This is a genomic window from Saccharicrinis aurantiacus, from assembly GCF_947489045.1.
GTDB classification, from domain to species: domain Bacteria; phylum Bacteroidota; class Bacteroidia; order Bacteroidales; family Marinilabiliaceae; genus Saccharicrinis; species Saccharicrinis aurantiacus.
Genome location: NZ_CANLCN010000003.1, coordinates 108065 through 134342, shown reverse-complemented (window position 1 = coordinate 134342; position 26278 = coordinate 108065). Strand labels below are relative to the sequence as shown.

22 protein-coding genes are annotated in these 26278 nt (G+C 34.2%); 7 read left to right on the top strand and 15 right to left on the bottom strand.

The window, feature by feature from the left end:
- Positions 1-62: 62 nt before the first annotated feature.
- The 4 genes from QMO11_RS05425 to QMO11_RS05410 all read right to left on the bottom strand — a co-directional run bounded on the left by QMO11_RS05425 (position 63) and on the right by QMO11_RS05410 (position 3612).
- Complete coding sequence (locus tag QMO11_RS05425) at positions 63-1673, bottom strand: T9SS type A sorting domain-containing protein (RefSeq protein WP_282036379.1); 1611 nt, start codon at positions 1671-1673, stop codon at positions 63-65.
- A 231-nt stretch (positions 1674-1904) separates the two neighbouring features.
- Positions 1905-2249, bottom strand: a complete 345-nt coding sequence (locus tag QMO11_RS05420; protein WP_282036378.1) for a hypothetical protein — start codon at positions 2247-2249, stop codon at positions 1905-1907.
- 158 nt (positions 2250-2407) lie between these two features.
- Positions 2408-2959, bottom strand: a complete 552-nt coding sequence (locus QMO11_RS05415) for a hypothetical protein (protein ID WP_282036377.1) — start codon at positions 2957-2959, stop codon at positions 2408-2410.
- Positions 2960-3054: 95 nt separating this feature from the next.
- On the bottom strand, positions 3055-3612 hold the full coding sequence (locus QMO11_RS05410; RefSeq protein WP_282036376.1) for a carbohydrate binding domain-containing protein: 558 nt from the start codon (positions 3610-3612) through the stop codon (positions 3055-3057).
- A gap of 609 nt (positions 3613-4221) precedes the next feature.
- Here QMO11_RS05410 and QMO11_RS05405 point away from each other — a divergent pair.
- On the top strand, positions 4222-4437 hold the full coding sequence (locus QMO11_RS05405; RefSeq protein ID WP_068475364.1) for a hypothetical protein: 216 nt from the start codon (positions 4222-4224) through the stop codon (positions 4435-4437).
- Positions 4438-4515: 78 nt separating this feature from the next.
- Here QMO11_RS05405 and QMO11_RS05400 read toward each other — a convergent pair whose 3' ends face one another.
- The 3 genes from QMO11_RS05400 to QMO11_RS05390 all read right to left on the bottom strand — a co-directional run bounded on the left by QMO11_RS05400 (position 4516) and on the right by QMO11_RS05390 (position 10718).
- On the bottom strand, positions 4516-6951 hold the full coding sequence (locus tag QMO11_RS05400; protein ID WP_282036375.1) for a TonB-dependent receptor: 2436 nt from the start codon (positions 6949-6951) through the stop codon (positions 4516-4518).
- A 146-nt stretch (positions 6952-7097) separates the two neighbouring features.
- A complete protein-coding gene (locus QMO11_RS05395) occupies positions 7098-9128 on the bottom strand; it encodes a thioredoxin domain-containing protein (RefSeq protein ID WP_282036374.1) in 2031 nt (676 codons plus the stop codon).
- 240 nt (positions 9129-9368) lie between these two features.
- Positions 9369-10718 carry a S41 family peptidase gene (locus QMO11_RS05390; protein ID WP_282036373.1) on the bottom strand — a complete coding sequence of 450 codons (1350 nt, stop codon included), beginning with the start codon at positions 10716-10718 and terminating at the stop codon, positions 9369-9371.
- A 224-nt stretch (positions 10719-10942) separates the two neighbouring features.
- Between QMO11_RS05390 and QMO11_RS05385 the strand changes: the two genes are divergently transcribed.
- Complete coding sequence (locus QMO11_RS05385; protein ID WP_282036372.1) at positions 10943-11770, top strand: nitroreductase family protein; 828 nt, start codon at positions 10943-10945, stop codon at positions 11768-11770.
- Positions 11771-11812: 42 nt separating this feature from the next.
- On the opposite strand, the gene QMO11_RS05380 is transcribed toward QMO11_RS05385, so the two are convergent.
- The 5 genes from QMO11_RS05380 to QMO11_RS05360 form a co-directional block, all read right to left on the bottom strand.
- A complete protein-coding gene (locus tag QMO11_RS05380) occupies positions 11813-13450 on the bottom strand; it encodes an ABC-F family ATP-binding cassette domain-containing protein (protein WP_282036371.1) in 1638 nt (545 codons plus the stop codon).
- A gap of 269 nt (positions 13451-13719) precedes the next feature.
- Positions 13720-15096, bottom strand: a complete 1377-nt coding sequence (locus QMO11_RS05375) for an efflux transporter outer membrane subunit (protein WP_282036370.1) — start codon at positions 15094-15096, stop codon at positions 13720-13722.
- A gap of 35 nt (positions 15097-15131) precedes the next feature.
- On the bottom strand, positions 15132-18323 hold the full coding sequence (locus tag QMO11_RS05370) for an efflux RND transporter permease subunit (protein WP_282036369.1): 3192 nt from the start codon (positions 18321-18323) through the stop codon (positions 15132-15134).
- A gap of 61 nt (positions 18324-18384) precedes the next feature.
- Positions 18385-19494 (bottom strand): efflux RND transporter periplasmic adaptor subunit, encoded by a 1110-nt coding sequence (locus tag QMO11_RS05365; protein WP_282036368.1) that lies wholly within the window; start codon positions 19492-19494, stop codon positions 18385-18387.
- Positions 19495-19523: 29 nt separating this feature from the next.
- The gene (locus QMO11_RS05360; RefSeq protein WP_282036367.1) at positions 19524-20036 is read right to left on the bottom strand and encodes a GbsR/MarR family transcriptional regulator; all 513 of its coding nucleotides are present in this window, start codon (positions 20034-20036) and stop codon (positions 19524-19526) included.
- 269 nt (positions 20037-20305) lie between these two features.
- Between QMO11_RS05360 and QMO11_RS05355 the strand changes: the two genes are divergently transcribed.
- A complete protein-coding gene (locus tag QMO11_RS05355) occupies positions 20306-21061 on the top strand; it encodes a carbohydrate-binding family 9-like protein (RefSeq protein WP_282036366.1) in 756 nt (251 codons plus the stop codon).
- A 45-nt stretch (positions 21062-21106) separates the two neighbouring features.
- Here QMO11_RS05355 and QMO11_RS05350 read toward each other — a convergent pair whose 3' ends face one another.
- Positions 21107-21484 carry a nuclear transport factor 2 family protein gene (locus QMO11_RS05350; RefSeq protein ID WP_282036365.1) on the bottom strand — a complete coding sequence of 126 codons (378 nt, stop codon included), beginning with the start codon at positions 21482-21484 and terminating at the stop codon, positions 21107-21109.
- Between the two features lie 208 nt (positions 21485-21692).
- On the opposite strand from QMO11_RS05350, the gene QMO11_RS05345 reads away from it, so the two are divergent.
- Together QMO11_RS05345 and QMO11_RS05340 are read left to right on the top strand one after the other, a co-directional pair.
- Complete coding sequence (locus QMO11_RS05345; RefSeq protein ID WP_075602557.1) at positions 21693-21935, top strand: hypothetical protein; 243 nt, start codon at positions 21693-21695, stop codon at positions 21933-21935.
- Between the two features lie 32 nt (positions 21936-21967).
- A complete protein-coding gene (locus QMO11_RS05340) occupies positions 21968-22423 on the top strand; it encodes a GNAT family N-acetyltransferase (protein ID WP_282036364.1) in 456 nt (151 codons plus the stop codon).
- Positions 22424-22445: 22 nt separating this feature from the next.
- Here QMO11_RS05340 and QMO11_RS05335 read toward each other — a convergent pair whose 3' ends face one another.
- Positions 22446-22916 carry an OsmC family protein gene (locus tag QMO11_RS05335; protein ID WP_282036363.1) on the bottom strand — a complete coding sequence of 157 codons (471 nt, stop codon included), beginning with the start codon at positions 22914-22916 and terminating at the stop codon, positions 22446-22448.
- A gap of 306 nt (positions 22917-23222) precedes the next feature.
- Entirely contained in the window at positions 23223-24188 is a 966-nt protein-coding gene (locus tag QMO11_RS05330) for an endonuclease/exonuclease/phosphatase family protein (protein ID WP_282036362.1), read from the bottom strand.
- Positions 24189-24372: 184 nt separating this feature from the next.
- Between QMO11_RS05330 and QMO11_RS05325 the strand changes: the two genes are divergently transcribed.
- Together QMO11_RS05325 and QMO11_RS05320 are read left to right on the top strand one after the other, a co-directional pair.
- Complete coding sequence (locus QMO11_RS05325; protein ID WP_282036361.1) at positions 24373-25182, top strand: class I SAM-dependent methyltransferase; 810 nt, start codon at positions 24373-24375, stop codon at positions 25180-25182.
- Positions 25183-25300: 118 nt separating this feature from the next.
- Complete coding sequence (locus QMO11_RS05320; RefSeq protein WP_282036360.1) at positions 25301-26272, top strand: transglutaminase domain-containing protein; 972 nt, start codon at positions 25301-25303, stop codon at positions 26270-26272.
- The last annotated feature ends 6 nt before the right edge of the window (positions 26273-26278 follow it).

The window sequence follows — 26278 nt, the reverse complement described above, 5'->3', positions numbered from 1 at the left end:
CAAACAAAAAAAGCTGATAAGAGTGGCTCTTATCAGCTTTTAAATATTTATTCAATGTATTTTTATTGTATCTGAATCTTCTCAATTATTTTAGAACCTTCGCTCACTATTTCTAGAATGTATAAGCCCTTAGCCAAATCAGTAACACTAATTGATGTTAGCTCAGAAGTAGTATTAATAACTTTTGCTTTATTACCCGAAATTGAATAGAACGAAACAACGCTTCCTGCAGGCGCAGCAACATTTACAACAGATGTTGCAGGGTTTGGATAAACTGCATGCTCGAAATCGCTTGGGTTACCAATATTAGTTGATGTTTCCTCCAATTTAATGTAGCGGAGGTCGATATTATTGATATCAGTTAAGACAAAAGAACCTGTTGCTTCTTTATAACCTAGAGCATTAACAGCATAGTTAAATGTACCTGAAGTAACAGAATTACCTTGATAATAGAATTCTGAATTGTTCTGGGTAAGAGCAACAGAACCACCTGCTCCATCTGTTAATACAACAGTAGCGTCAGTAATATCCGTGTTTAAATCATTGTCAGCGACAACAGCTAAGTTAATATTATATCCACCCTCTTTGATCATAAGGTTTCTGTTTCTTGCTGTAAACTCAGTAGTACCTGTTAAAGTGTTAGTTCCTTGAAATTCGTAGGTATACGTACCTGCCTCAAGACCAGCTATCCAAGCACGACCAGCTGCATTGTTAGTAGCTTTTGCAAAAACTGTTTTATCATTAATATCCTTAGCTATAACGAGTTTACCACCTAATACTTGATCACTTGCATCCGTTGCATTTACAACAATTTGTGCAGAAGCAGCAGATTTTAAAACAACATCAACTGCTCCAGCAACTGGAACATTTATAACTTGATAATCCATTGCATAACCAGTTCTGGCAATCACAACTGAATTATCACCCTCATACATAGAAACAGTAACTAAACCATTATCATCTGTTGAGTATGTGGCATCGTCTACTGTAATATTTGCAGATTTTATTGCAGAACCACTTTCATTTTTTACTAAGAAATCAACATCATACTCTAGAGCCGCTTCCGTAATAACAATATCATCCAAATAAATAGAACCTGTACCAGAAACTTTAACCATCCTAACCTGTAAATTAGCATCACCATTAGCTGACAAATCTGATAGATCAACCTCATGGCTTACCTCAACCCACTTACCGGTTTCTAAATCAGCAAAAGCAAAAGGCAATATAGTAGTGTTACTCGTACCATCATTAATTCTTAACTGAAACGTGCCTGCTGTAACTGTTCCATCAATAAAGACTTTCATATTGACATCATAAGTCCCCCCTACAATAGCTGTTAATGTACTTACTGGTGTACCTGATGTATAATCATTATCTCTAACAGTATAGATAGTATTAGTTGTTTCCGTACTTTGGATCTCATATTTAAGAGAATTATCTCCACTAACACTCATTGTTTCAACAATGGTAAAGTTAGCATCTAAGGTAATTGTACTAATTTTAGTACCCCATTTACCAGTTTGCCCTGCATCACTGTCCGTATCAAAGGCATTACCATCATTTCTCACTTCAAAACTATAAAAGTTATCGTCAATTAAATTTTGAGCACCAACATTAAACCCAAATGTTAGCATGATAGCTATTAAATAAAAGTGTAATTGTTTTTTCATAATTGTAAATTTTATGTAGTAGTTTGTGTAAATATTATTTATCAATATTTGATAACACTAATTAACAGGTTTCCTATTTCCTGCTTGTTCGGTACAATAACATTCTTGTTCTCTGTGATAAACTCGAAATTATCACTCAATATAATTCACTATCAAACAGACAATAACATCTACAAACAAAAAAAGTCAGCACGGATGTGCTGACTTTAATAACTAATGCAAAAAAACGGTTTATTTCTTCTTCTTATGAGCGTAAAGTTTATTCATTTGTTCTTTACTACACACTTCTTTAATTTTTGTCATAGAAGCTTTATTTACTTCTTTTACTTTAGCCTTATACTCATCGGTACCTTTTCCTAACTCATTGTAGGCTGCTGCACGCTGAATGTATTGTTCTTTTTTAATTTCGTAAACTTTAGTTTTTTGGTCAGTATCTAATCCCATAACCTCAACCATCTCATTTACTTCTCCATCTAGTTTTGCCTGCATTTTCGGTTTCATTTCTTGAGCAAATATATTACTCATTCCTAATGTTAAAACAATCGCCAATAACGCTACTCTCAAAATACTCCTCATCTCTTATTATTTTTATAAATATGTAAGAACCTCAACTATAAAGCTGGCTCAATAATTATTTTTACATTTTAAAATTACAACCTAAGGTTACCTTATGTGAGCTGCGGAGTACAAACATTGTGCTAGAGTGTATGAGTGATCTACTTTTATTAATAAACTTACATTTTCTGAACCTTGATCCTGTCTAAATAAAAAATTCCAGGACCACCAAATTTAGGATTTTTAGAAACCGAGATTATCATCGACGAATTAATAGGCTCTTCAACAACCAACCTTTGAGCCAATTCAACCCATTGCCCTTTTGGTGCTGAATAAAGTTTCCAAACCAAATGTACAAAAGGAGAATTATTTGATTCTTTAAACTTGATGCCAAAACTTTTGGGATAGGTCTTATTTATCCAAACATTTGCTGTTACTTTATATACACCAGGCTCAAGAATAACCTTCTCGCGTATTGTAGCATTTGCCTTTGCGCCACAGTGCATTTGTATATTCTGACTTACATTTGAATAATCATCGCAATCAAATTTTAAACTAAAATTTCCATCAAAAACATTTTCATCTGTAAACGACCAATAGTCTTCTGACTGAATATACCATTTAGATGGTTCTTCAAATCCATAAATGGCATCATCAAGTAAGTTTTGTGCATGTATAGTTGCTGTGCCTATTAATAAAAATAGACAAAACTGAATTTTTAATAATTTCATATAATAATGTAGTGTGTGAGTGTGTTTGTTTAGAACGAAGTAGCCATGTTAAATATTTATTCTTTAACACGGCTCTTCAAGAGTTTAATTAAGTTCTATTGAGTTATTTTAATATCATCAATATATAATACTCCTGCTCCACCCCATTTAGGATTTGTTGAAACTTGTATCGCCATTTTTGTTGACACCGCTTTTTCAAGTGTAAACTTTTGTGTTAATTCTACCCATTCTCCCTTTACGGTTTTTTTGAGTTTCCATGAAATTTGAACAAAAGGTGAAGAGCCATTTGCTGCCAAGTTAGTACCAAACGAAAGTGGTGCATTTTCGCCAAGCCAAACCATCATAGAAATTGTGTAGGTACCAGGATATAATTTTACTGTACCATCATTTGGTTTATCTCCAGTAGTTCCTATTTGTGCGGCCATATTACTACCCTTAACTGTAGATAAATCATCGCAGTTAAACTTTAAGCTTTGCTTACCTTCAAAAGCTTTTTCTGATGTGAGCTCCCAATTTGCTTTGTGCTGTATCCATAAGGCTTTACCAGGATTCTCAAACGTATATACATCGCTATTTAATAAATTATTTTGCGCTGTAGCATTTAATGAAAATGCCATAATTGCGGCAACAATTGTTGTTTTAATAAATTTCATCTTGTGTTATTTTATGTTATACAATTATATTATTCAATAACACAAATTAACACTCTTACTAATTTACAATTGAACTAGCGAATCTAAACCCTGTACTTTTCAGTAAATACATCCTTTTACTAATTATATATTATTGACTGTATGCGCATAACATACGTGATGCATATTATCAAATTCCTAAGAGCTCTAAATATAAATGAGAATACCCCCTAGTTGGCACATTAACAATTTAACTTAATATTAGATAAATAATAAGACGTTTATATGTTTTGACCAAATGATCTCGTATAGGCATTTACATTTTCAGTAAGAACCGCTACAATTATGTGACTTTTGGGGAATATCTTGAGGTAACTTCATTTTTTTAAAATTAATTAACACACATGAAATGCACTGATTTCAATATAAATGAGCGAAATCACACATATATAATGACTTATGTCATACTACGATTTATTTTGGCATTATTTTTGATTATCATAAAAATATAAGGGTTAAAAGTACAACCTTTTCAATAGCTAATAAGTATAAGTAATTATACTAACCATAATGATTTTAATATGTGCAATCAATTCTGACTAAACATTAGAATTTTAAAACTGTAGGATTATGAACTTACGAATCACATCAAAAGCTAAAAACAACCAGATTTCATTTTTAATTGCATTAGATAATTTTATATCTAAAAGTCCAACAATGGCAATTAAACGCCTGAATCAGTTTTTATCAAAACGAAAGCCTGGCTTTAACTTAAGAGCTGATGAAAATACAAATCATCGTATTGATTTGTATGATGGAAATAAGTTAATTGCTTACTATAACTAAGCTTATAAATATATATTAACAGAAAAGGGTATCTAGCTAGATACCCTTTTCTGTTTTGTATGTCCTCTACTTTATATTTTAAAACTCTTCATCACCTCCAAAACCATCAGGACCACCTTTCTTTGATCGTGGTGATTTATAATTATTAAAACGATAACTCACTGTTAAGGTTACTAAAGGTGCATTGTAGGAATGATGTGAATATTCGTAAAAATCTTCACCTTGCGATACACCTGCTCTTCTGTTTTGATTAAATACATCTCGCACTTGCAGCACTCCTGTAATATTTCTATCAAACATTTCTTTTCTAAAGGCTAAATCAGTACTAACAAAACTTTCTCTGTACCCTTGCGCTGTAATTTGCTTGCTATTGTATCGAGTAAATGCCTGTATCTGTGTAGTTTTATTAATTTTAAACGTGTTATTTAACCTTGCATTCCACATAAAATCACTTCTACTAAAATCTACACCATTATACATACCTGTTACTTCGTAGTCGTACATACTTCCCGATAAATCAGCTCGCCACCATTTAAATGGATCAAAACTAAAGGTAGCATCCAAACCTAAAGAATAGTCTTTACCAACGTTCTCTGGTGAACGCATCATAATGTTATCTTGATATACAGATCTAATCCACTCAACTTTATTATGAGTAACTCGATAATAAGCTTCGAAATTGATAAATGCTTTATCCCATTTCTTAAGGTAAGCAATTTCTAAAGCATCAATATATTCTGGTAATAAATCAGGATTACCTTGTCGCACATTAAAAGCATCCGTCCAAGTTACAAAAGGTTCAAGATAATAGCTTCTAGGGCGTTGAATTCTTCGAGTATAACTAGTCATTAACTCTTGTTCGTGAGGTAATTTATAGGATAAATGAAGAGTTGGAAACCAATCTACTCTATTAATTTCAGATTTTGTTTCACCAATATCTTCAGCACCTGAGTTAATTAGTTCAATGGTTCTATCCGTATACTCAGCCCTTAAGCCTAACTGATATCCAAATTTCCCAAGCATACTCGCATATGTTGTATATAGCGCGTGTATATTATTAGTAAATGAAGTTGTATTGGAGTAAAGAGGATCTTGCTCGTAATTGCCATTACCTAAACTATCAATAGCCAATCCTGTTTCATCAGTACTTGTCCTTACTTCTATCTGATAGCCTGATTCTAACTTACCATTATTACCTAATGGCAAACTATAATCAATATTACCCTGAAACATATTCACGGGGCCATCTTCTGTACTTTTTCGACCTTCCATTTTGTTCCCGGCAGCATCGTAAAGTTGATTTTCATTAGACTCTTTACTATTCATTGACCTATTAGAGGCTGTTACTTTTAACTCATGCCCATCCGTATTAAATTTATGCAGGTAGGTAGCACTTGCTGAAAACATGTCGCTACTACGTAATCCATCTTCATTACTTGTATATCTGTATGGATCAGGACTTGTATTGCTCCACTCACTATAGTTTAAATTAGATATAGTATTATGACTGCGTTTCCCTATGTTCAGATCAATTTTGATAGTATTCATTGTATCAATTTTCCAATCAAAACCTCCTCTGATATTACCTCGGTACATTTCACGTTTTAAAGTACCATCATTTGATAAGTAGTTCGTTTCATCTCCGTTGTACGACTCTCTATCTAAATATTGTTCACCGTTTAACCTACGATCGTTATAATCTCCCGCTAGGTAATACCCAAATTTTCCTTGACGATAATTAAATAAGAAGTCGCCACCATAACCCATCGTTCCTCCATTAACATTTACCACTCCATTTACACCCTGAAGCATATTCTTTTTAGTAATAATGTTAATGATACCACCTGTACCTTCAGGATTATATTTTGCTGAAGGATTGGTAATAATTTCTATATTATCAATGGATGATGCTGGAATCTGCTGCAAGGCTTCTGATGCTTCAAGCACACTTGGTATACCATCAATTAACACCATAAAATCGCTACTGCCTCGCATGGATACATTACCTTCGATATCCACTGTCATTGATGGCACATTCTCCAATATATTAACTGCAGAACCCGATACTGCTGTATATTGCTTACTAACATTTACTATTTTCTTATCAATTTTATAATCAATAGCTGCCCTTTCAGCAATTACTTCTACCTCTTCAATACTTTCAGTATTTTCTTTAAGACCTAGTATTCCAATATTTGCACTTCTTTGCCCTTCTATTAACTCTACCTTATCTACTCTCTGAGTTTCATATCCCATAAAACTTAGTTCTACGTAATATTTACCATTCTCAATATCTGGAACTCGAAAAACACCATCACTTTTTGTAATAGTACCCGTAATCAATCTGCCCGTTTCAGCTTCATATATGGCAACCGAAACATACTCTAATGGGCGACGAGAATTGGCATCAACAATTTTTCCTTTAATAACGCCATCTACTGCCTCTGCCGGATTAGACATTGCACTTGGTAGATATAAAAATAATAGAAGGTTAATAATAAGTACTTGCTTCATTATAATATAGATATGTTTTTAATCAACTAGTTTAAAATGCAAAAATACACTCTTGCACTATATAAAGACGACAAATAAACTAAAAACCTTCACTCTATTTATAATAACGCCTATGAAAATGTAAAAAAGTATTTTTATACCTACGCTTACCTATTTCTAACATTATTGTTATGCTTTAAGGTAAGTAAAGCATCTTCAACAGTATGAACAGGAGCACCGCAAGCATTATCATTACAAATATAGAAAGTCAGGTCTTTACTATTTTTCCCTTCTGTTATCGGCAAGTTACTATCTGCCGATGCTAAAAATACAAATGGATTAAAGTCTGTTATCAATTCATTATGGGCTTTTTTTATGTCGCCGCCCGAAATAACCAACTCATTAGTACCATAAATAAAAAATAGCTTTAAGCGCTGCCAATTGGCATAATATTTCCCATGCTCGTCAATTTTCCCTGAAAGATTCTTAAGCATTTGCAACGAGGTGTGATACCCTTCCTTATGTAAAAAATATTTACTTAAGCGGTATATATTTATTGCCATAACGCTATTAGAAGCCGGTATTACATTATCTGAAATCTCAGACTTACGAACTAGTAATGGTTCATCAAGAACCGAAGCGTAATAAAATAATTGATTATCTTCGTTAAAGAAATGTGCCCTAACGTACTCTAATAAATTATTCGCTAATAAGATCCATTGCTCATCAAAAGTCACCTGATACAAATCAATCCAAGCATCAATAAGCATGGCATAATCGTCTAAAAACGCATTTATACTTCCCTTATCTCCTTTTAAACTGCGCCATAAGGCTCCATTATCTTGAAATACTTTTGCCTTTATAAACTCAGAACTCTCAATAGCCTGATTTAAATAAGCCTCGTTACCCAAGGCCTTGTAAGCCTGAACTAAACCTTTTATTGCTATTGCATTCCATGATGTTAGTATTTTATCATCCAACAAAGGATAAGTTCTAGTTATTCGTTGCTTGTATAATATTTGCTTGCTTTTATTCAGTTTTGAATTTAATTCATCAAAATCAACGTTTAAGCGATCAGCAAACTCTTGTATACACTGGGTTTGAAACAGAACATTTTTACCTTGCTCCCAGTTACCGGATTCTGAAATATTAAAGACCTCACAAAACAAACTAGCCTCATCTCCTAACAAAGCCTCAATTTCAGATTTAGTCCATACGTAATACTTCCCTTCTTCACCTTCACTATCGGCATCTTTTGCTGAATAAAAACCACCTTCTGGCGTCTTTAATTCGCGTGTTATGAATGCTATTGTTTCCTCAACTACTTTCTTATATAAAGGATTTTTAGTTAAACGATAAGCTTTAGAATACACTTCAATAAGTTGCCCCTGATCATATAGCATCTTCTCGAAGTGAGGAACCTTCCAAAACTCATCAACAGAATATCGGGCGAAACCACCACCTAAGTGATCAAAGATGCCTCCAAAGGCCATCCTAGTTAATGAAGTATTTACATAATTTAGAAGCGTCTCATCTTCGGTATTTGATAAATACGACAAAAAGAAATTGAACTCAACTGGCATTGGAAATTTAGGTGCTCCTATATTTCCTCCCCAAACCATATCCAAATTATCTTTCCATGAGGTAATGGCTTCTTGCAAACTATCTTCAGTAAATAAGGCTGAATCTTTTACCAAACCAACAAAATCCATTCGTTCGATACCATCTTTAATTTGCTTACCTAAATCAACTAATCTTTCTGGTTGATTATTAAATATCTGATTAATCTCATTTAGTAGATTAATCCATTGTCTCTTCTGAAAATATGTTCCTGCAAATACGGGTGTTCCATCTGGTAAAGTAATAATATTTAGAGGCCACCCTCCCTTACCAGTAGTTAAATGTGCAACATCCATAAAAACTTGATCTAAGTCCGGACGCTCTTCTCTATCTATTTTAATTGATACAAAATCCTGATTCATTAAAGCTGCCACATCAACATCGCTAAAACTTTCTTTCTCCATAACATGGCACCAATGACAAGCTGCATAACCTATTGAGATAACCATTAATTTATTCTCATTTTTGGCCTTATTTAAAGCTTCGGTATCCCACGGATACCAATTCACTGGATTTTGGGCATGCATTAATAAGTATGGACTCTTTTCATTTATTAAGGCATTGGTTCTATTACTCATGTACTCTTTATATTTATATCTAAAAAATCATCTGAGCCTCCTTCTCGCACTTCAGTTTTTTACTATCTATTGCTACTTCCTAGCAATACATTAGCACCATATGGGCAACTAATCATAGTAAAACTGATCACAACAGCTCCAGTCATATTAACATCAGAGAGGGTCTTTAGTTCTATAAACGCATAAAAAAAGAGCTATCTCGAAAGAAATAACTCTTAATAAAATTTTAGTAGGGATAAATTAAGGTAAGGATAAATACATTTTGTTTTCTAGAGGGTGCTCATAAGGCTTTGGCATACTAATATATTGCATTTTACTTGAACTACTTTTGAATACTTCATTATCCTCACCGGAATTATTTATTAGATTAAATGCAGCATTCATGAACGGATCATCATCAGCTCCTAGTTCAGCATAAAAACTATCGTACATCTGAATTTGAGGAGATAAACCAATGGAATAATCTATTGAATTGTTAACATTCTCAGCTTTCATAACGATTGGTTGTATAGCCCAGCCATGATCACTATCTGGATCGTTAATTGTTATAGAACCATAATATTTACCATGTGTTTTTTCACCTATTTGAACCACATTCATATAAGGTGCTAGTGCATAAATTAGCATTTCACTAGCTGATGCCGTAGATGAAGTGGTTAGTACGTATAAGTTTTGAAGGCTTAAATTATTCGGATGCTTTAAAAACCTATCTATAAATATACTTTCATCATCAGGATACTTAGTAGCTAAATAATCACTCACTGTATTATTATAAGATGATCTTATAAATACTTCATCTGCTATGGATGATGGCCCAATCATTGAAGCTAATAACTTTGCTGTTGCTACAGATCCTCCTCCATTATATCGTAAATCAAGAATTAAATCTTGTACTCCTTGTTCTTTAAACTCAGCAAATAGGCTTTCTAAATCGGCACTTAAGCTTGAAATAAATGATGTATAAGCCAAATAAGCTATAATATGCCCATCTCGGTCCTGAACATGTGTTTTCAATATAGGATTAATATGTATTTCTTCAGGGGATAACACAATTGGCTGATCTAAGGGTTCAGCTACACCACTTTTCATTGTTCCTAGGGTAAGCGAAATAGATTCATTATCAAAAAGCTCAGCGTATGTGTTTTTATTTAAAGAATGTCCATTTACTTCTATTATAATATCTCCTCTTTTTAAATTAGCTCTTGATGCGGGGGTATTGGGGTAAACGAATTCAATAAAACCAATCCAATCAGAACTTCCTTCACTAATTAATGCCGGCCTAACAGAGTAACCATATTCTTTACGTACTCCATTAAAATAATCAACTAAGCCCTGATAGTCACTCGTAATAAATGACCACTTATCAATTGAAGAATACAATAACTTATCAAAATATGCCTTACTATCTGTATGTTCATGAGAAGATAACTCCGGCATCTGATCTGCCCAATAATAATTGGTGGACATACTCTCATGAATGAATTCATTAACTTTTTCTAATTGGGAAAGTTCTATTTGCTTATCTTTTTTGCATCCAACGCATAAAAAAACTGCAATTAGGATTATAATAGCAGAATCAAATAATTTCATAGAATTGATAAATTGTTTTATTTATTAGATCTGCAACTTAAATATATCATATGATAGATGCCAACAACATACACTGTATTCGTTATTGTACATTATTGTAACTTATGAAAGTGCACTTAATAATGAATATAAATTAGACTAATAGCAGGGTGTTTTAATGCTTATTTTTCGATAAAATAAGTTTTAATATATCTTTGTGCCTACCAGTTATTAAACAAATTATGATGATAGATTTTAAAATAGATATTGAGAAATGCACCGAGTGTAGCCTATGCTCTAAGGAGTGCCCAACCTTGATAATTGACGGAAAGAAAGGTATTCCTGAAATAAAAGAAGGTAAAGAAAAACAATGTATAAAATGCCAACACTGTTTAGCTGTTTGTCCAACGGGTGCATTATCTATATTAGGTAAAAATCCTGAAGACAGTGTTTTGGTAAAAGGCGAAATTCCTTCCACGAACGCCATGAAACACCTTATACAAACCAGAAGAACTATTCGTAAGTATAAAGATGAGATTTTAAGCACTTCTGAATTGGATGATTTATTGCAAACAGCGGCTTTTGCACCTACTGGTCATAATAAGAATCAAGTACTTTTAACCCTTACTAAATCAATTGAACAACGCGATAAGCTAAGAGTTTTAGTGTATGATGCTATAAAAGAAGTAATGGATGCAGGCAAGTTACCTGACTCTCTTGCCATGTTTGGAAGTTTTCAGAAGGTATGGGACAGCAAAGGTATTGATGTGTTGTTTAGAAATGCACCCCACATTATTTTAGCTTCTGCTCCTAGTTCTATTAACTCATGTGTTGCCGATTGTGTTATTTCTCTTACTTACATGGAACTATATGCAAACACCAAAGGTATAGGTACTCTTTGGGATGGATTGGCGAAAGTTGTATTTGATAAAATTGCTCCTGAACTAAAATTGCAGTTAGGTATACCTGAAGAACATACTTTAGGGTATATTATGGTTTTTGGTAAACCTGCGGTTAAGTACACTCGGTCTGTACAAAGTGAAGGCTTAAATGTAAATACATTAAATTTATAATAACAACTCCCCAACACTCACATCGAGTATTGGGGATAATTCTTATTTATTAGCTTCTAATTCGGTAAGATGTTCCATTTTTTTACGTTCTAAGAACTCCTGTATTCCTTCAAAGTGTTCTTTTACTTTCTTATTTCCAAACTCATATATCTTACTGATTAAACCATCCAAGAAATCACGATCGTGACTTACCAAAATCAAAGTTCCATCGTAAGCCATTAGGGCTTGTTTTAAAATATCCTTAGTTCTTATATCTAAATGATTAGTAGGCTCATCTAATATTAAAAGATTGTATGGTTCAAGCAAAAGCTTAATCATAGCCAAGCGAGTTCGTTCACCACCTGATAAAACTTTTACCTTCTTTTCTAAATCGTCGCCTCTAAACATAAAGGCTCCTAGTATATCTTTTATCTTAGTTCTAATTTCTCCTTTTGCAATATCATCAATAGATTGAAATATAGTTAACTCCTCATCCAGTAATGAAGCTTCATTTTGAGCAAAATAACCCACCTTAGTATTGTGCCCCAAAGTTAGCTCTCCATTGTGTTTTAACTCACTCATAATGGCCTTTATCAAGGTAGATTTACCTTCACCATTCTTTCCTACAAAGGCCACCTTCTCCCCTCTTTCTATCGCAAATGAAACCTCAGAGAAAACAAGATGATCATCGTAAGTTTTCTCCACATCTTTCGCAATTACCGGATAATCGCCAGAACGAGGTGCAGGAGGAAACCTCAATCGTAAATGTGAAGTATCTACTTCATCTACTTCGAGAATTTCTAATTTCTCAAGCATTCTAACGCGAGACTGTACTTGATTGGTTTTTGAATAGGTTCCTCTAAAGCGCTCAATAAATTCCATATTATCAGCAATCATCTTTTGCTGCTCATCATAAGCCTTCTGCTGCTGTTCTCTTCGCTCTTGGCGATGTATCAAATACTGCGAATAGTTAACCTTGTAATCATATATACGTCCCATCGTTACCTCAATAGTACGTGTGGTGATATTATCGATAAAAGCTTTATCGTGCGAAATAACAATAACAGCCTTAGCACTATTTATTAGGAAATCTTCAAGCCACTGAACCGATTCAATATCGAGGTGGTTGGTTGGCTCATCAAGAAGTATTAAATCCGGATCGCGCAAAAGGATTTTTGCTAACTCAATACGCATTCGCCAACCTCCACTGAATTCTTTAGTTGGTCGAGTAAAATCTTCCCTTAAAAAACCTAAACCTAATAATATCTTTTCAACCTCTGCATCAAAATTTATTTCGCCAAGGCTGTATACTTTTTCGCTCAGGACACTAACCTTCTCAATAATTCCGTAGTATTCTTCACTCTCATAATCAGTTCTTGTTTCTAACTGCTTATTGAGTGCTTCCATTTCTGTTTGCATCTGTATAAGCTCACTAAAAGCTTGCGATGCTTCTTCAAAAACAGTGCGGTCATTATCTGTCATCAAGTGCTGAGGAAGGTATGCTATAACAGAATCGCTTGGTGCAGAAACTCTACCCATCGAAGGAGCCTGAGCGCCCGCCATTATTTTTAGTAATGTTGATTTTCCTGCTCCATTTTTTCCCATTAAAGCAATTCGATCTTTTTCATTAACTACGAATGAAACATCTTTGAAAAGTGTACTCCCTCCAAATTCTACTCCTAAACCTTCTATCGAAATCATTTGTGCTATTTTTATTTCAGGGCGCAAATATAATTAGTATGTTTTTATATTAATTATCCAGTAGAAAGAAAATCGAAGATTAAGAGAACTATTTTTAGAGGAGAAATTATTGATTGGGGTTATTATGGATAATCTTTTTAAACTTAAAATCAGATAGCCACAAAATTTATTTATAAAAAGAGAGGCCATCTCATTTGAGACAGCCTCATTCTTATTAGTTCTTATTCTATATACTTTTAATCTATATTCTAATACTGAAAGTAGATTTATTAATTACGCCATCCACCGCCAAGGGCCTCGTAAATTGATATCATTGAGGTAAGTTTCGATACTTTTATGTCAATAATATTTATTTCGGCATTGAGTTCTGAATTTTGAGCAATTAAAACCTCTAAATAGGTTGCAAATCCACTGGTTAAAAGATCTTCAGAGTATGTTACTGCCTTATTTAAAGCCTCTAATTCATCAGATTTAACTTTGTACTTTTCAGTAGCTGCTTGGTAGTTAATTAAAGCATCAGACACTTGTGTTGATGCACCCGTAATAGATTTTTTAAAATCGATAAAAGCTTGTTCTTGCTGTGCCTTTGCAACCTCAAGAGCTGTTCTATTTCTGCGTTTGTTAAAAATTGGCTGCGTTAAATTAGCAGCTGCGTTATACAGCAATGCGTCTTTATTAAACCAAAGTGATGGATCCATAGCCTGTAAACCACCAGAAGCACTTATGCTAATGTTTGGGTAAAAACTAGTACGAGCCACATTGGTTTGCTCAAAAGCCTGCATAAGCCTGAACTCCGCAGCACGCACATCAGGACGATTGGCCAATAATAAGGCTGGTACGCCAGTTTCTACCGATTTATCTGTATTGATATCATTTAACTGACTTCTTTTTATATCTGCATACTCACGACCCAACATTAGGTTGATTGTATTCTCTAGTAGCATCTGCATCCTATTAAAGTCAACCAATAGCGCTTCTGTTGAATGTAGTTGAGCCTTTGTTTGCATCACTCCTGCTTCGTTAACTCTACCACTCTTTTTTAGCTCCATCATTACCTCAAAACTTTCCTTTCTATTGGCAATGGTTTTATGCATCAAGTCAATTTGTGCATCAGCCTTAATCAACTGAAAATAAGCCGAAGCTAAATTAGCCACTAAAGCTGTTTGTATGGCTTTGGTATCTTCTTGCACCTGAAATAAAGTGGCTTTAGCAGCATTCTTATTGGCTGTTATTCTCCCCCAAATATCGGGCTCCCAAGTTAAGCTTCCCTTAAGACTGTACTCTTCAAAGCTAAGTCCTTGCATCCACGATTGATTGGACATCTTATTTTCGGCTACACCTAAATTAGCCGATAAGGTTGGCATATATTCAGCTTTCCCTTGTTTAAATAAAGCCTCAGCGGCAAGTACTCTTTGGTAAGCCATTAATAAGTCGAAGTTATTCTCCAATGCCTCATTAATTAAGTCCTTTAGAGTTGGATCAGTAAAAAACTCGTTCCAAGGCATTTCAGCTAAGGAAGTGGAGTCTTTTAATGTTACATCGCGATAAGCCTCAGAAATTTCAAGCTCAGGTCGCGTGTATTTTTTGGTAACTAAGCACGATGTAAATATCATGCTTAGTAGTATTATATAAGTAGTTTGTTTCATATTTAATTTTACTCTCATTAATTAATCTGTTGCAGTTAATCAAACTTCTTAACTTTTTCTTTGTCGAACTCTAACTCATCCACATCTACCAATTTTTGTGTAAAATGCTTCGTACCACCTTTTATGCGTTCCTGTAAAGACTGGAATATCACAAACAAGGTTGGTATTACAAATACCCCAAGCACAGTTCCGATGAACATACCACCTACAGCACCCGTACCAATGGATTTGTTACCCATTGCACCAGCTCCTGTGGCCACCATTAAAGGAATAAGACCTAGAACACAGGTAAACGAAGTCATAATAATTGGACGCAGACGAACACGCGCTGCATCAACAGCCGACTTGTATAAAGAATCTCCATTACGTCGGTTCTGAAGGGCATACTCCACAATTAATATGGCATTTTTACCCAATAGTCCGATCAACATGATGAGTGCCACCTGGAAGTAAATATTATTCTCTATTCCGAATAAATTGATAAATACAATGGCGCCAAATACCCCAACAGGTAATGATAGAAGAACCGAGAAAGGAATGATATAACTTTCGTATTGTGCCGATAGTAAGAAATAAACAAATATTAAACTCAATGCAAATACAATAGCCGAATCGCCACCAGATTTGCGTTCTTCTCGAGTCATACCAGAAAACTCATATCCAAAACCAGTAGGGAGTGTTTCTGCCACCTCTTCAATGGCTTTAATAGCATCCCCAGAACTATACCCCGGTGCTGCTGCTCCAATTATTTTAGCAGCATTAAACAAGTTGAAACGCTCTACCAAATCGGGACCATTTGTTTTAGTCATAGAAACAAACTGACTGATAGCAACCGATTCGTTTTTACCATTTCTGATGTATATATTATTTAAAGCTTCCGCCGTTGCTCGTTCTTCAGGACGCGCCTGAATCACTACACGATATTGTTTACCAAAACGGTTAAAATCGGAAATATATCTACTACCAAAATAAGCTTGCATTGTACTAAATAATGTACTTACATCTAAGCCCGCTTCCTTAACTTTTTCTACATTAACCTCCATCTCGTATTGCGGATATTTGGTAGAAAATGTAGTAATTGCATAAGCTACTTCTGGTCGCTTATTAAGCTCCATCAAAAAGGCCTGTGCTTTGGCTTCCATATTTTTTAGGTCGCCACCTGTTTTATCTTGTAACTGAAATTCGAAACCTGAATTGTTACCGAAACCACGTACGGTTGGAGGCGTAAAAAATAAAATATTGGCTTCTTTAATATGAGCTACTGCACCATACAATTGCTTAACAACAGCATTTACTTGCTCATTATCTTTTGTTCGTTCATCCCAAGGATTCAATTTAATTACCGCAAAGGCTCTTGACGATCCGTTGGTACCACTCATCAAACTAAAGCCATTGATAAACATTCTGGTTTTTACAATTGGCATGGCAGCAATAATATCATCTAGCTGTTCGCCAATTGCAGTGGTTCTTTCTAAGGTTGAACCTGGCGGAAGTTCAATATCACAATAAATAGTTCCTTGATCTTCTGCCGGGATAAACCCTGTAGCAGTAGTATTAAATAACCAAACGGTACCTACCACACAAATAATCAGGAATAAAATTGGTATCCACATTTTTTTAAGGAACACCTCTACTGTAGACACATATTTATCAGTTATTTTATCAAATGATTTATTAAAACCATCGCCAAGTTTAACAGTAATACTTTTGTAGTTTTTTGTTTTTCGTTTGTGCACTGGTTTTAAAAATAGAGCACAAAGGGCAGGACTTAAAGTAAGCGCATTTACAGCCGATATAATAACAGAGATTGTTAATGTAATGGCAATCTGACTGTAAAACATCCCGGCAGGACCACCCAAAAAAGTAACGGGTAAAAATACTGCTGCTAAAACTAGTGTACCAGAAATAATAGCACCAATAATCTCTTTCATGGCCATGATAGATGCCTTACGAGCACTCTCAACACCCTCATCGAGTTTTACATATACGGCTTCAACAACTACAATGGCATTATCTACCACAATACCAATGGCAAGTACCATGGCAAACATGGTAAGCATGTTTATAGAGAAACCAAATACCTCAAGAAAAAAGAATGTTCCGATAATGGCTACAGGCACTGCTATGGATGGAATTAAGGTTGCTCTAAAATCTTGTAAGAATACAAGTACCACAAGAAATACCAATACAAAGGCAATGGCCAATGTTATTAGAACTTGACTAATTGACTCATCAAGGAAATCTTTAGTATTCATCGGAATCACATAATGTACTCCTGGAGGAAAATCTTTCGCAGCTTCGTCAAGTGCCTGCTCCAATTCAATAATAATATCGTTGGCATTTGAACCAGCAGTCTGTTTAATACCAAAAGCAACAGATGGATTACCTTCTGTAACGTTGGTTGACATATAACTAAAAGCACCTAGTTCAATATCAGCAACATCTCTTAATCTTAGGAAATCTCCATTTCCCTCTGTGCGGATGATAATATTCTCATATTCTTTTTCTTCAGAAAAAGTTCCTTTGTAACGAATGGTATACTCAAAAACCTCAAACGAATTTTCTCCAAACTTACCTGGAGCAGCTTCTATATTTTGCTCTTGAATGGCACGAGCTACATCATCTGGCAATAAGCCATAAACAGCCATTTTATCTGGCTTAAGCCAAATACGCATAGAGTAATCGCGTGCACCAAAGGCATCCACATCGGCAACACCTTCAATACGCTGAAGCACAGGGATGAGGTTGATTTTTGCATAATTATCTAAAAAGTTAAAATCGTAATCAGGATTCTCAGAATATACCGATGCAAACATCAATACACTGTTTTGTACTTTTTTTGTTTCAATACCTGTTTGGACAACTACCTGCGGTAGCTTATTGGTTACTTTTGCAACACGGTTTTGTACATTTACTGCGGCAATATCTGGGTCGGTACCCAATTCAAAGAATACACTAATTTTAGCGGAGCCCGAGTTACTTGAGCTTGAGCTAATGTAACTCATGCCTTCCACACCGTTAATGGCTTCTTCTATTGGTGTAACAACACTCTTTAGAATAGTCTCTGAATTTGCACCTGGATAGGTTGCACTAATGGTAACTGTTGGGGGAGCAATATCTGGGAATTGCTCTATTGGTAATCCGGTAATGCCCATATACCCTAGCAATACAATAAGTATGGATATAACAGTTGACAGAACAGGACGTTCTATAAATTTCTGAATCATATTAAATGATAGTTTGATAAGAAAAAATGTGGGTAATAACGAATAGGACTATTGAGAAATTTTAATTCAAAATAGTCATTCCCTCGCGTACTTTAATGATACCTTCGGCAATAATCTCATCGCCAATATTAATGCCCGATTCGGCAATATAGTTATCCTCAAAGCGATTGTTGTTTACCTTAATTTCCTTTGATACAGCCTTACGGTTTTCATCTAGTTTATAAACAAAAAGTTTTCCTTGTAACTCAAAGGTGGCTGATTGTGGCACTAATAACGCATCATTAAGCGCAGAAGGTACTTTAACCGTTCCGCTACTTCCGGTGCGGATTAACATATCCGGATTTGGAAATACTGCTTTATAACTCACACTTCCTGTTCGCGGATTAACCAAGCCATTGATAGCAACAATCTTACCCGTATGTTCGTAAGTCGATCCATCGGCCAAAAGCAATGTAACATCGGGCATAGCCATAATTCTTTCTTTTTGACTCATCCCCTTACTACCTCTGTTAAAGGCTAATAATTCTTTTTCGGTAAGGGTGAAAAAAGCGTATACTTCGCTAATATCAGAAACCGTTGTTAACGGAAGCGGTGTTTGGCTGCTAACCAATGAGCCCAATTTGTAGGGTAAATCGCCAACAACTCCATCAACAGGACTTTTAATAACGGTGTAAGATAGATTCTCTTTTGAGTTCAATAAATCGGCTTTAGCCTTTTCTAATTGAGCAATTGATGCCGATAAATTACTCTTTTTTGTAGCTAGCTCTACCTCTCCAATAATTCCTTTTTCCACCAAAGGCTTTACCTGAGCTACTTCCAATTCAGCTCTTTCTACATTAGCTTTGGCAACCAACACCAATGCTTCTGCTGCTCTTACAGTCTGTTTCTGGTTTTCGCTATTAATAGTAAATAGCACGTCTCCTTTTTTTACTTCCTGCCCCTCAATAATGTTGCAACTTTCAATAAAGCCTGAAGTTTGTGGGCGAATTTCGATAGTCTGTATTCCTTCAATATTGGTAGCATACTGACGAGAAATTTCGACATTAGAAGTGTTTACCGATTTTGTTTTTAGATGAAGTTCTTGTTGCTGCGCGCGCTGTTGTTTAGGACCGCATGCACTTAAGCTTGCAGCCAATACAACAACACCCAAGCATTGTTTAGTAAAATTCATAATAGTTGTAGTGTATAAATTAAGTATTGTTAAAATTTATCTTTCCAAAAAGAATTTAAATCTTCGATAAACTTTTCTATTGTTTCAATTTGCTTAGTAAGGTACTTTGTGTAATTAGATGGATTAACCAATGGCAGTTCTAGTTTATCATCATCGTTTAAAATTTCATTCGCCTCTACTTTAAAAAGGTTAATCCTATGATGCATTTCTAAGGAGTTCTTAGCCTTTTCTAATTCATCTTCAAGATTATTAATAAAGTGTTTGGGGTTTGGTCTAAAATAGCGTTTTCTATCACCTGGCTTGGTATAAAAGGAAGCCATCTTTTTGTCTTCTAATGTTTTTAATGCACCTGATACGGTAGCTTTACCGGCTCCTATTGTACTTATTATTTTATCAAAAGATAAACCTTCTGAACCTTTTATTATTAATAATGCAAAAACACGAGCAACAACAGGTGATATTTTATATGTCTTTTGAAATAATAGGCCTTGCTCTTCAACGAGCTCTTTTACGCCTAATAAAACTTCTTCTTTTGTCTCCATTTAGGTTATTTTATTTCACAAATATACAATTAGTTCGGGAATAACCGAACTAACCATACATTTATCTACCCAATTTGTTGTTTAGTCATTTTTAGATGGTTCAAGTAAACCAACTTAAACCCGTTGAAAAAATATCGAGAAGAGTACATTAATTTTCTTGAATTTACGAACAAATACAGGACTCGTTCAAAACACCCTGCCTGTTAAACACAATAATCATCTGTACTAATTATACGGTACTGTAGCTTTGTAATTTAAAATTTACACCTATGAAATACATATTACAACACCCATTACTAATTGCTTTATTAGTGTTTTTTTTATGCACAAACATCGGTAAAGCTCAAAAAACTTACTCTGTATACAAGGCTAATAGCGATATTATTATTGATGGCAAGGGAAACGACAAGGCATGGACAAATGCAGAGGAACGAAGCTTTAATAACTTCTATGATATTGAGAGGCCTAGGGATAAACAGTTCACAAAATTTAAAATGATGTGGGATGATGAAAACCTTTATCTGTTATATCAATGCGAAGACAAATATATAACGGCTCGTGAAACCGAACGTGATGGTATGCCTTTTTTAGATGATTGTGTAGAAATATTTTTAATTCCGGCAGATACTAAGTTAAACATGCATTTAGGCTTTGAAATTAATCCGTATAAAGCGAGCAATGATTTCATATACCTCAATAAAATACATAAGAACAAAAAGATGGTAATCAAATCATATAGCCCTAATTTTGATGTTGAAGTTACCATAGATGGAACAATAAACGATAACTCTGATATTGATAATGGCTGGACTTTAGAAATGGCAATCCCGTTAAAAGCATTTCATATTACCGGAAATTATACTCCAATTACAGAAGGTGTAAAATGGAATTTCTTTGCCTTGCGAAAAGACAGAAATGATATTGAAGGTGATCGCGTGAGCCAGTCAACGATATTCCCTACAGTTAGAAAACACCAACAAGTACACAACAAAAACCACTTTGGTCTAATGGAATTTATGAAATAGATTGTTTACTAAATTTGAAGAAACTATTCTTACATCATACTTAGCTTAATACATAGAATTTGGATTAGCCGATTTTTCTGGTATTTGCTGAATAGAGTCCCAATGCTCACATATTTTACCTTCTCCATCAAAACGAAAAAAATCCATGGTAACATATTGGTCATTTCCCGGCCAAATTTGATGAGTGTGCAAGGCTACTAAATTTTCTTCGGCAATACAACGTACAAATTTTATGGTTTTATCAGGATATTCGCTTTGCATTCTCTCAAAATAATCAATAAAGCCTTGTGTTCCATTGGCAACATCTGGATTGTGCTGGATATAGTCATCTCCTACATATTTTTCTACAGCTTCTCTAGGTTTGCCTTCATAGGCCATTTGATAAAAAGCAATGGCATTTTTTTTATTCACTTCTAAATTCATAACAAAGGATTTAAATTAATAGAGCCATATACAACTTACGCATAAAAATGAAAATATCAAACACTTACCTTAACTCACTGAAAGATACGACTTGATTAATTGAGAGAAAAATCATGTTTACTTGGTAAGATGAACTATCCTTCTACACTTATATGGTTTTCACATATTAATTAGCATATTTGTTTTCTTCTATTTTAAACATAACAGAATGAAAGATCAAAAAGCAATATTGCATAAATGCATAAAAAATGATGAGCCAGCATTTGTAATTGCAGGTCATGATATATCTTCAATAAAGACCCTAGAAACCTATTACATCATTGCCAAAGAGAACGGAGCAACAAGTGAATTCTTAAAAGATATGGAACTGGTAATTGAGGAATTTAAAGTGTTTCACCAACAAGAGCCTGATAAAATTAAGATGCCTACAATTAAGGACAATGAGCGTTAATGGTAATCGCTAATCGAATATTTTTTTTGTATATGTATACGCTTATAAGAACCTCATCAGAGAACCCCGATTTTCAGAAATTAGTAAACCAGCTAGACCAGAACCTAGCCAAGAAAAATGGAGACTCTAATGACTTTTTCGCCCAACATAATAAAATTGATTTGATTAAAAATGTTGTATTAGCTTATGATAAAGAAGTTGTTGTAGGCTGTGGTGCTATGAAAAGCTATGATGCATCATCTATGGAAATCAAACGAATGTTTGTACTCCCTCAGATGCGTAGTAAGGGCATTGCAACTTCAATTTTAAACGAATTAGAAACATGGGCTAAAGCATTAAAATACGAGAGATGTATTATGGAAACAGGCGCTAAAATGCCTGAAGCAATTTCTGTTTACAAAAAAAATGGTTACAGCGTAACTCCTAATTACGAACCCTATATAAACATTAGCGACAGCATCTGTTTTGAAAAACTATTGGATGCTTAACATAGCTTATATGTCTTAATTATTATACAGTACGGATATTAGGCTCATGCTTAATTGCGAAGTTACACGAATTGGCTATAAAGCACATTTCATTTGCCTTTTTATGCAATTCTTTAGCTTTTATAAGTTGATTAGCATCTGTTATAGTTACGTTTGGTGCTAGAGTTACTTCAACAAACTTACCACTACCATTGTCCGTTTCAGTCATTATTCCGCTAGCCTCATCGGTATATTCCACAACAATAATTTTATGAGCACTACAGAGGTGTAAATACCACAACATATGGCAAGAAGATAACGATGATAAAAATAATTCTTCAGGATTATATCTGGTAGACTCACCCATAAATGATGGATCAGAAGAGGCTTTTATAGTATCGTATTTCTCGCTGACTATAATCTCATGATTACGATTATATGAGTTATAACTTTTTGTACCGAAGCCCTCATTCCCTGTCCACTCAATCTGCACCTGATATTTGTGATTTTTCATTTATTTGATGAATTAGATTTATTAATACTCTTCCTTTAACTGTGTATTAGTTCGCTAGAGAAACTATTGTTACAAACAAAACTGAATCGCTTTAGTTTTGAAGTTCAACCATACTTAGTATTTTATTTCCGAGAATAAATTGAATTGAGTTACAAGAAACAGGCACTTCTGATTGTTTCGAGGAATTCTATTTTAATATAAACGACGCTAACAAATTATTTACCACACCTTGTTATAAGTGAAGAAGGGAGAAGAGCTACAATAATAGTATTCTCCCTTTATTAATTATATGATATTATGAAAGAGTCATTTTTCTTCCAAAATAAAGGATATAGGTAAATGATCGCTATAACCAGTTAAATTTGGTTTTTCTTGTCCAAAACGAACTGGAGTATTATACTTGCCTTTAACCATACCATCATACACCTCAATAGAAATGGAATCTTCATTCACTCTAAAAGTACCATTTGATTTAAGCGCCCCTTTGGCAACCATAAACTGATCAATCATCAAAGGACGACCTCCAAATATATAACTCGATGTTCGCTCACCCATTAATGGCCACATCAAATTATACAAATAAGGGTTTCTACCCGATATCACTTTAGCCTTATTCCTAGTGCTTAATGCATAATCGCTTAAAGCTCTATTGAAAGGTTCATCATTAAAATCGCCCATTACAACTATAGCTGTATCAGAGCCCTTAACCTCTTGTATTCGTTGCACAAAATAGCTCAAGGTCTCCCCTGTTATTATTCTAAAAGGTTCTGATTCGTATTGACCTGATGTACGTGATGGCCAATGATTACCGAGTAAAACCAATTCATTACCTTGCTTGGTTTTTACAGTTGCCTGAATAATTTCACGAGTAGCATACCTCTTCACAACAGCATGCTGAAAAAATTCGGTATCAATGTAGGTATACTTCTTTTTGTCGTAGATAAATGCAATATCAATACCTCTACTATCTTCGGAGTTGGAATGGATAATATCATAATCTCTATCCAATAAAGTAATCTTAGACAAAAGCTGTTTAAGTACATACTTGTTTTCAACTTCGCAAGCCCCGAGAATATCAGGTCCCATACCATTATTCATTTGCGAGATAACCCAAGCCAAATTATGTAATTTTTGCTCAAGCACATCAACTGTCCAAACCGATAAATCAGATGCAATTTTACGTTTCACACGCTCTGGTCTGCGCTCCAATGGCGCATCCTTAACATCAAATAAGTTCTCAACATTCCACCATGCAATAAAGTGATTTTCCATTATAAATAAGTTTAGGTTAAAAATTAATTGTTTCAATATCTAATTTATTACTAAAGTTTTAGATGTCAAAATTAATTTTAGCACACTCTATATCAATACATAATATTAATTAGGCAACGTATTTATCATTTGGGTATCTCATAACCATAAGAAACAATAACAAATCAACTCTAATTGAAATAATATGAAACAATACCTTGATGGAACGAAACTTTATGGTAACGACTTTTCAATTGAAGACATTGAGAAATGGTATTTTGAAGAAAACGAAGCCTATGCCAATTTAGGAACCAAGAATCGCGATTCTAATTCATATAGCTATCACTTAATAAACAATTTATATGGTTATAATAAAATCAAACAAAATCAGTTTAAGAATGTGCTTGGTTTTGGTTCTGCATGGGGTGGCGAATTTGAACCTATCATTAATAATATTGAAAGCTTAACCATTATTGAGCCTTCAGAGCAAATGGTAAGTAGCTCAGTTAAAAGCATAACACCGAAATATATTAAACCTGCCTTAGATGGAAAAATTGCCATCAACAATAACCAAATAGATTTAATAACCTGTTTTGGCACTTTACATCATATACCCAATGTATCCTTTGTTCTTAGCGAGTTAATTAGAGTTTTAAAACCCAACGGATACTTACTTCTGCGTGAGCCAATAATATCTATGGGCGACTGGAATAAAGAAAGACATGGCTTAACCAAAAATGAGCGTGGCATCCCTATTGATTTTTTTGATGATGAGTTTAACAAACATCCAGTTAAAGTGCTCTCTAAAAAACATTGCTTTACCATGAATGCATTTCTACAGCGCAAAATAGGAAGGTACTTTAAAAAGAAGCTACACTGCTACCTTCTATATATCCATTTGGATAAAGTAATATCTCAATTACTAAAAAATAATGTTACCTACCATGCCACATCAAAGTATGAGAGAATTGCACCCTCTTCTATATATTATATCATTAAAAAGATGAGTAATTAATACCATAATAAGATTAGATAAACGAATACTAATAAATTTACAAGTCAAAAAATAAGAAAGTTCATCACTACGCTATTTTCAATATCCCTATCTTTGAGGCTAACCAACAAATTATAGCATGTTCAAAATAACACTTACTTCTCTTATTGCCCTATTTATTAGCTTATCACTATCAGCTCAAATTAATGAAAGCATAAAGCAAACAGTGATCAATTATCCAAAATCTATTTCTAACTATGAAAAATTATCCAAAAGAATTAATTCTGATTATAAAACTGACAGAGAAAAAGCCAGCGCAATTTATGTTTGGATTACTCATAATATAGCTTACGATGTACCTGCTGCTAATGCCAATATAAAGCCGAAATCATATTCTTATCGCACGCAAGAAGAGAAACTGGAAATAGAAGGCAAGTACAATCATAAAATTATTACCAAGCTATTTAAAAAGAACAAGGCCATTTGCGATGGCTATTCGCGTTTATTTAAAACGCTCTGCGACTTAAGTGATATTGAATGTGTAATTATCAGCGGAACCTCGAAAACCACAACTCATGATATTGGAAAATTACCAAAAAGAAGTGATCATGCTTGGAATGCCATTAAATTAGATGGTAAATGGGAATTAATTGATTCCACTTGGGGTGCAGGAAGCGTAAATGCCCAAACCAATAAATTTACTCAAGATTACGATGAAACTTACTTTTGCACTGCCCCTGAGCTTTTCTTTTTAAAGCACTTTCCTGATGATGAACAATGGTTACTAGTTAAAAGAAACGAAAAAGATTTTGCAAACTTGCCATTGTACTATTCGTCTGCTATTAATTCTAACATACAAATAATAAAGCCGAATAATGGGGTAATAGAGAAAGTAAAAGGCGATGCCATACAATTTACAATTAATTGTGATACAGAAATAAGTAAGCTTAGTTATGCCTTTAGCAAAGATAAATATTCTACAAAGCTTAAAACTAAATACAACAAAGGAAAAACTAGTTTTAGTATACCTATAAAAAATATAAAACGTGGTTACCTAACGCTATATCATAACAACAAAGCCATTGTAGCATATAAAATCAATTTGAAATAATTTGCA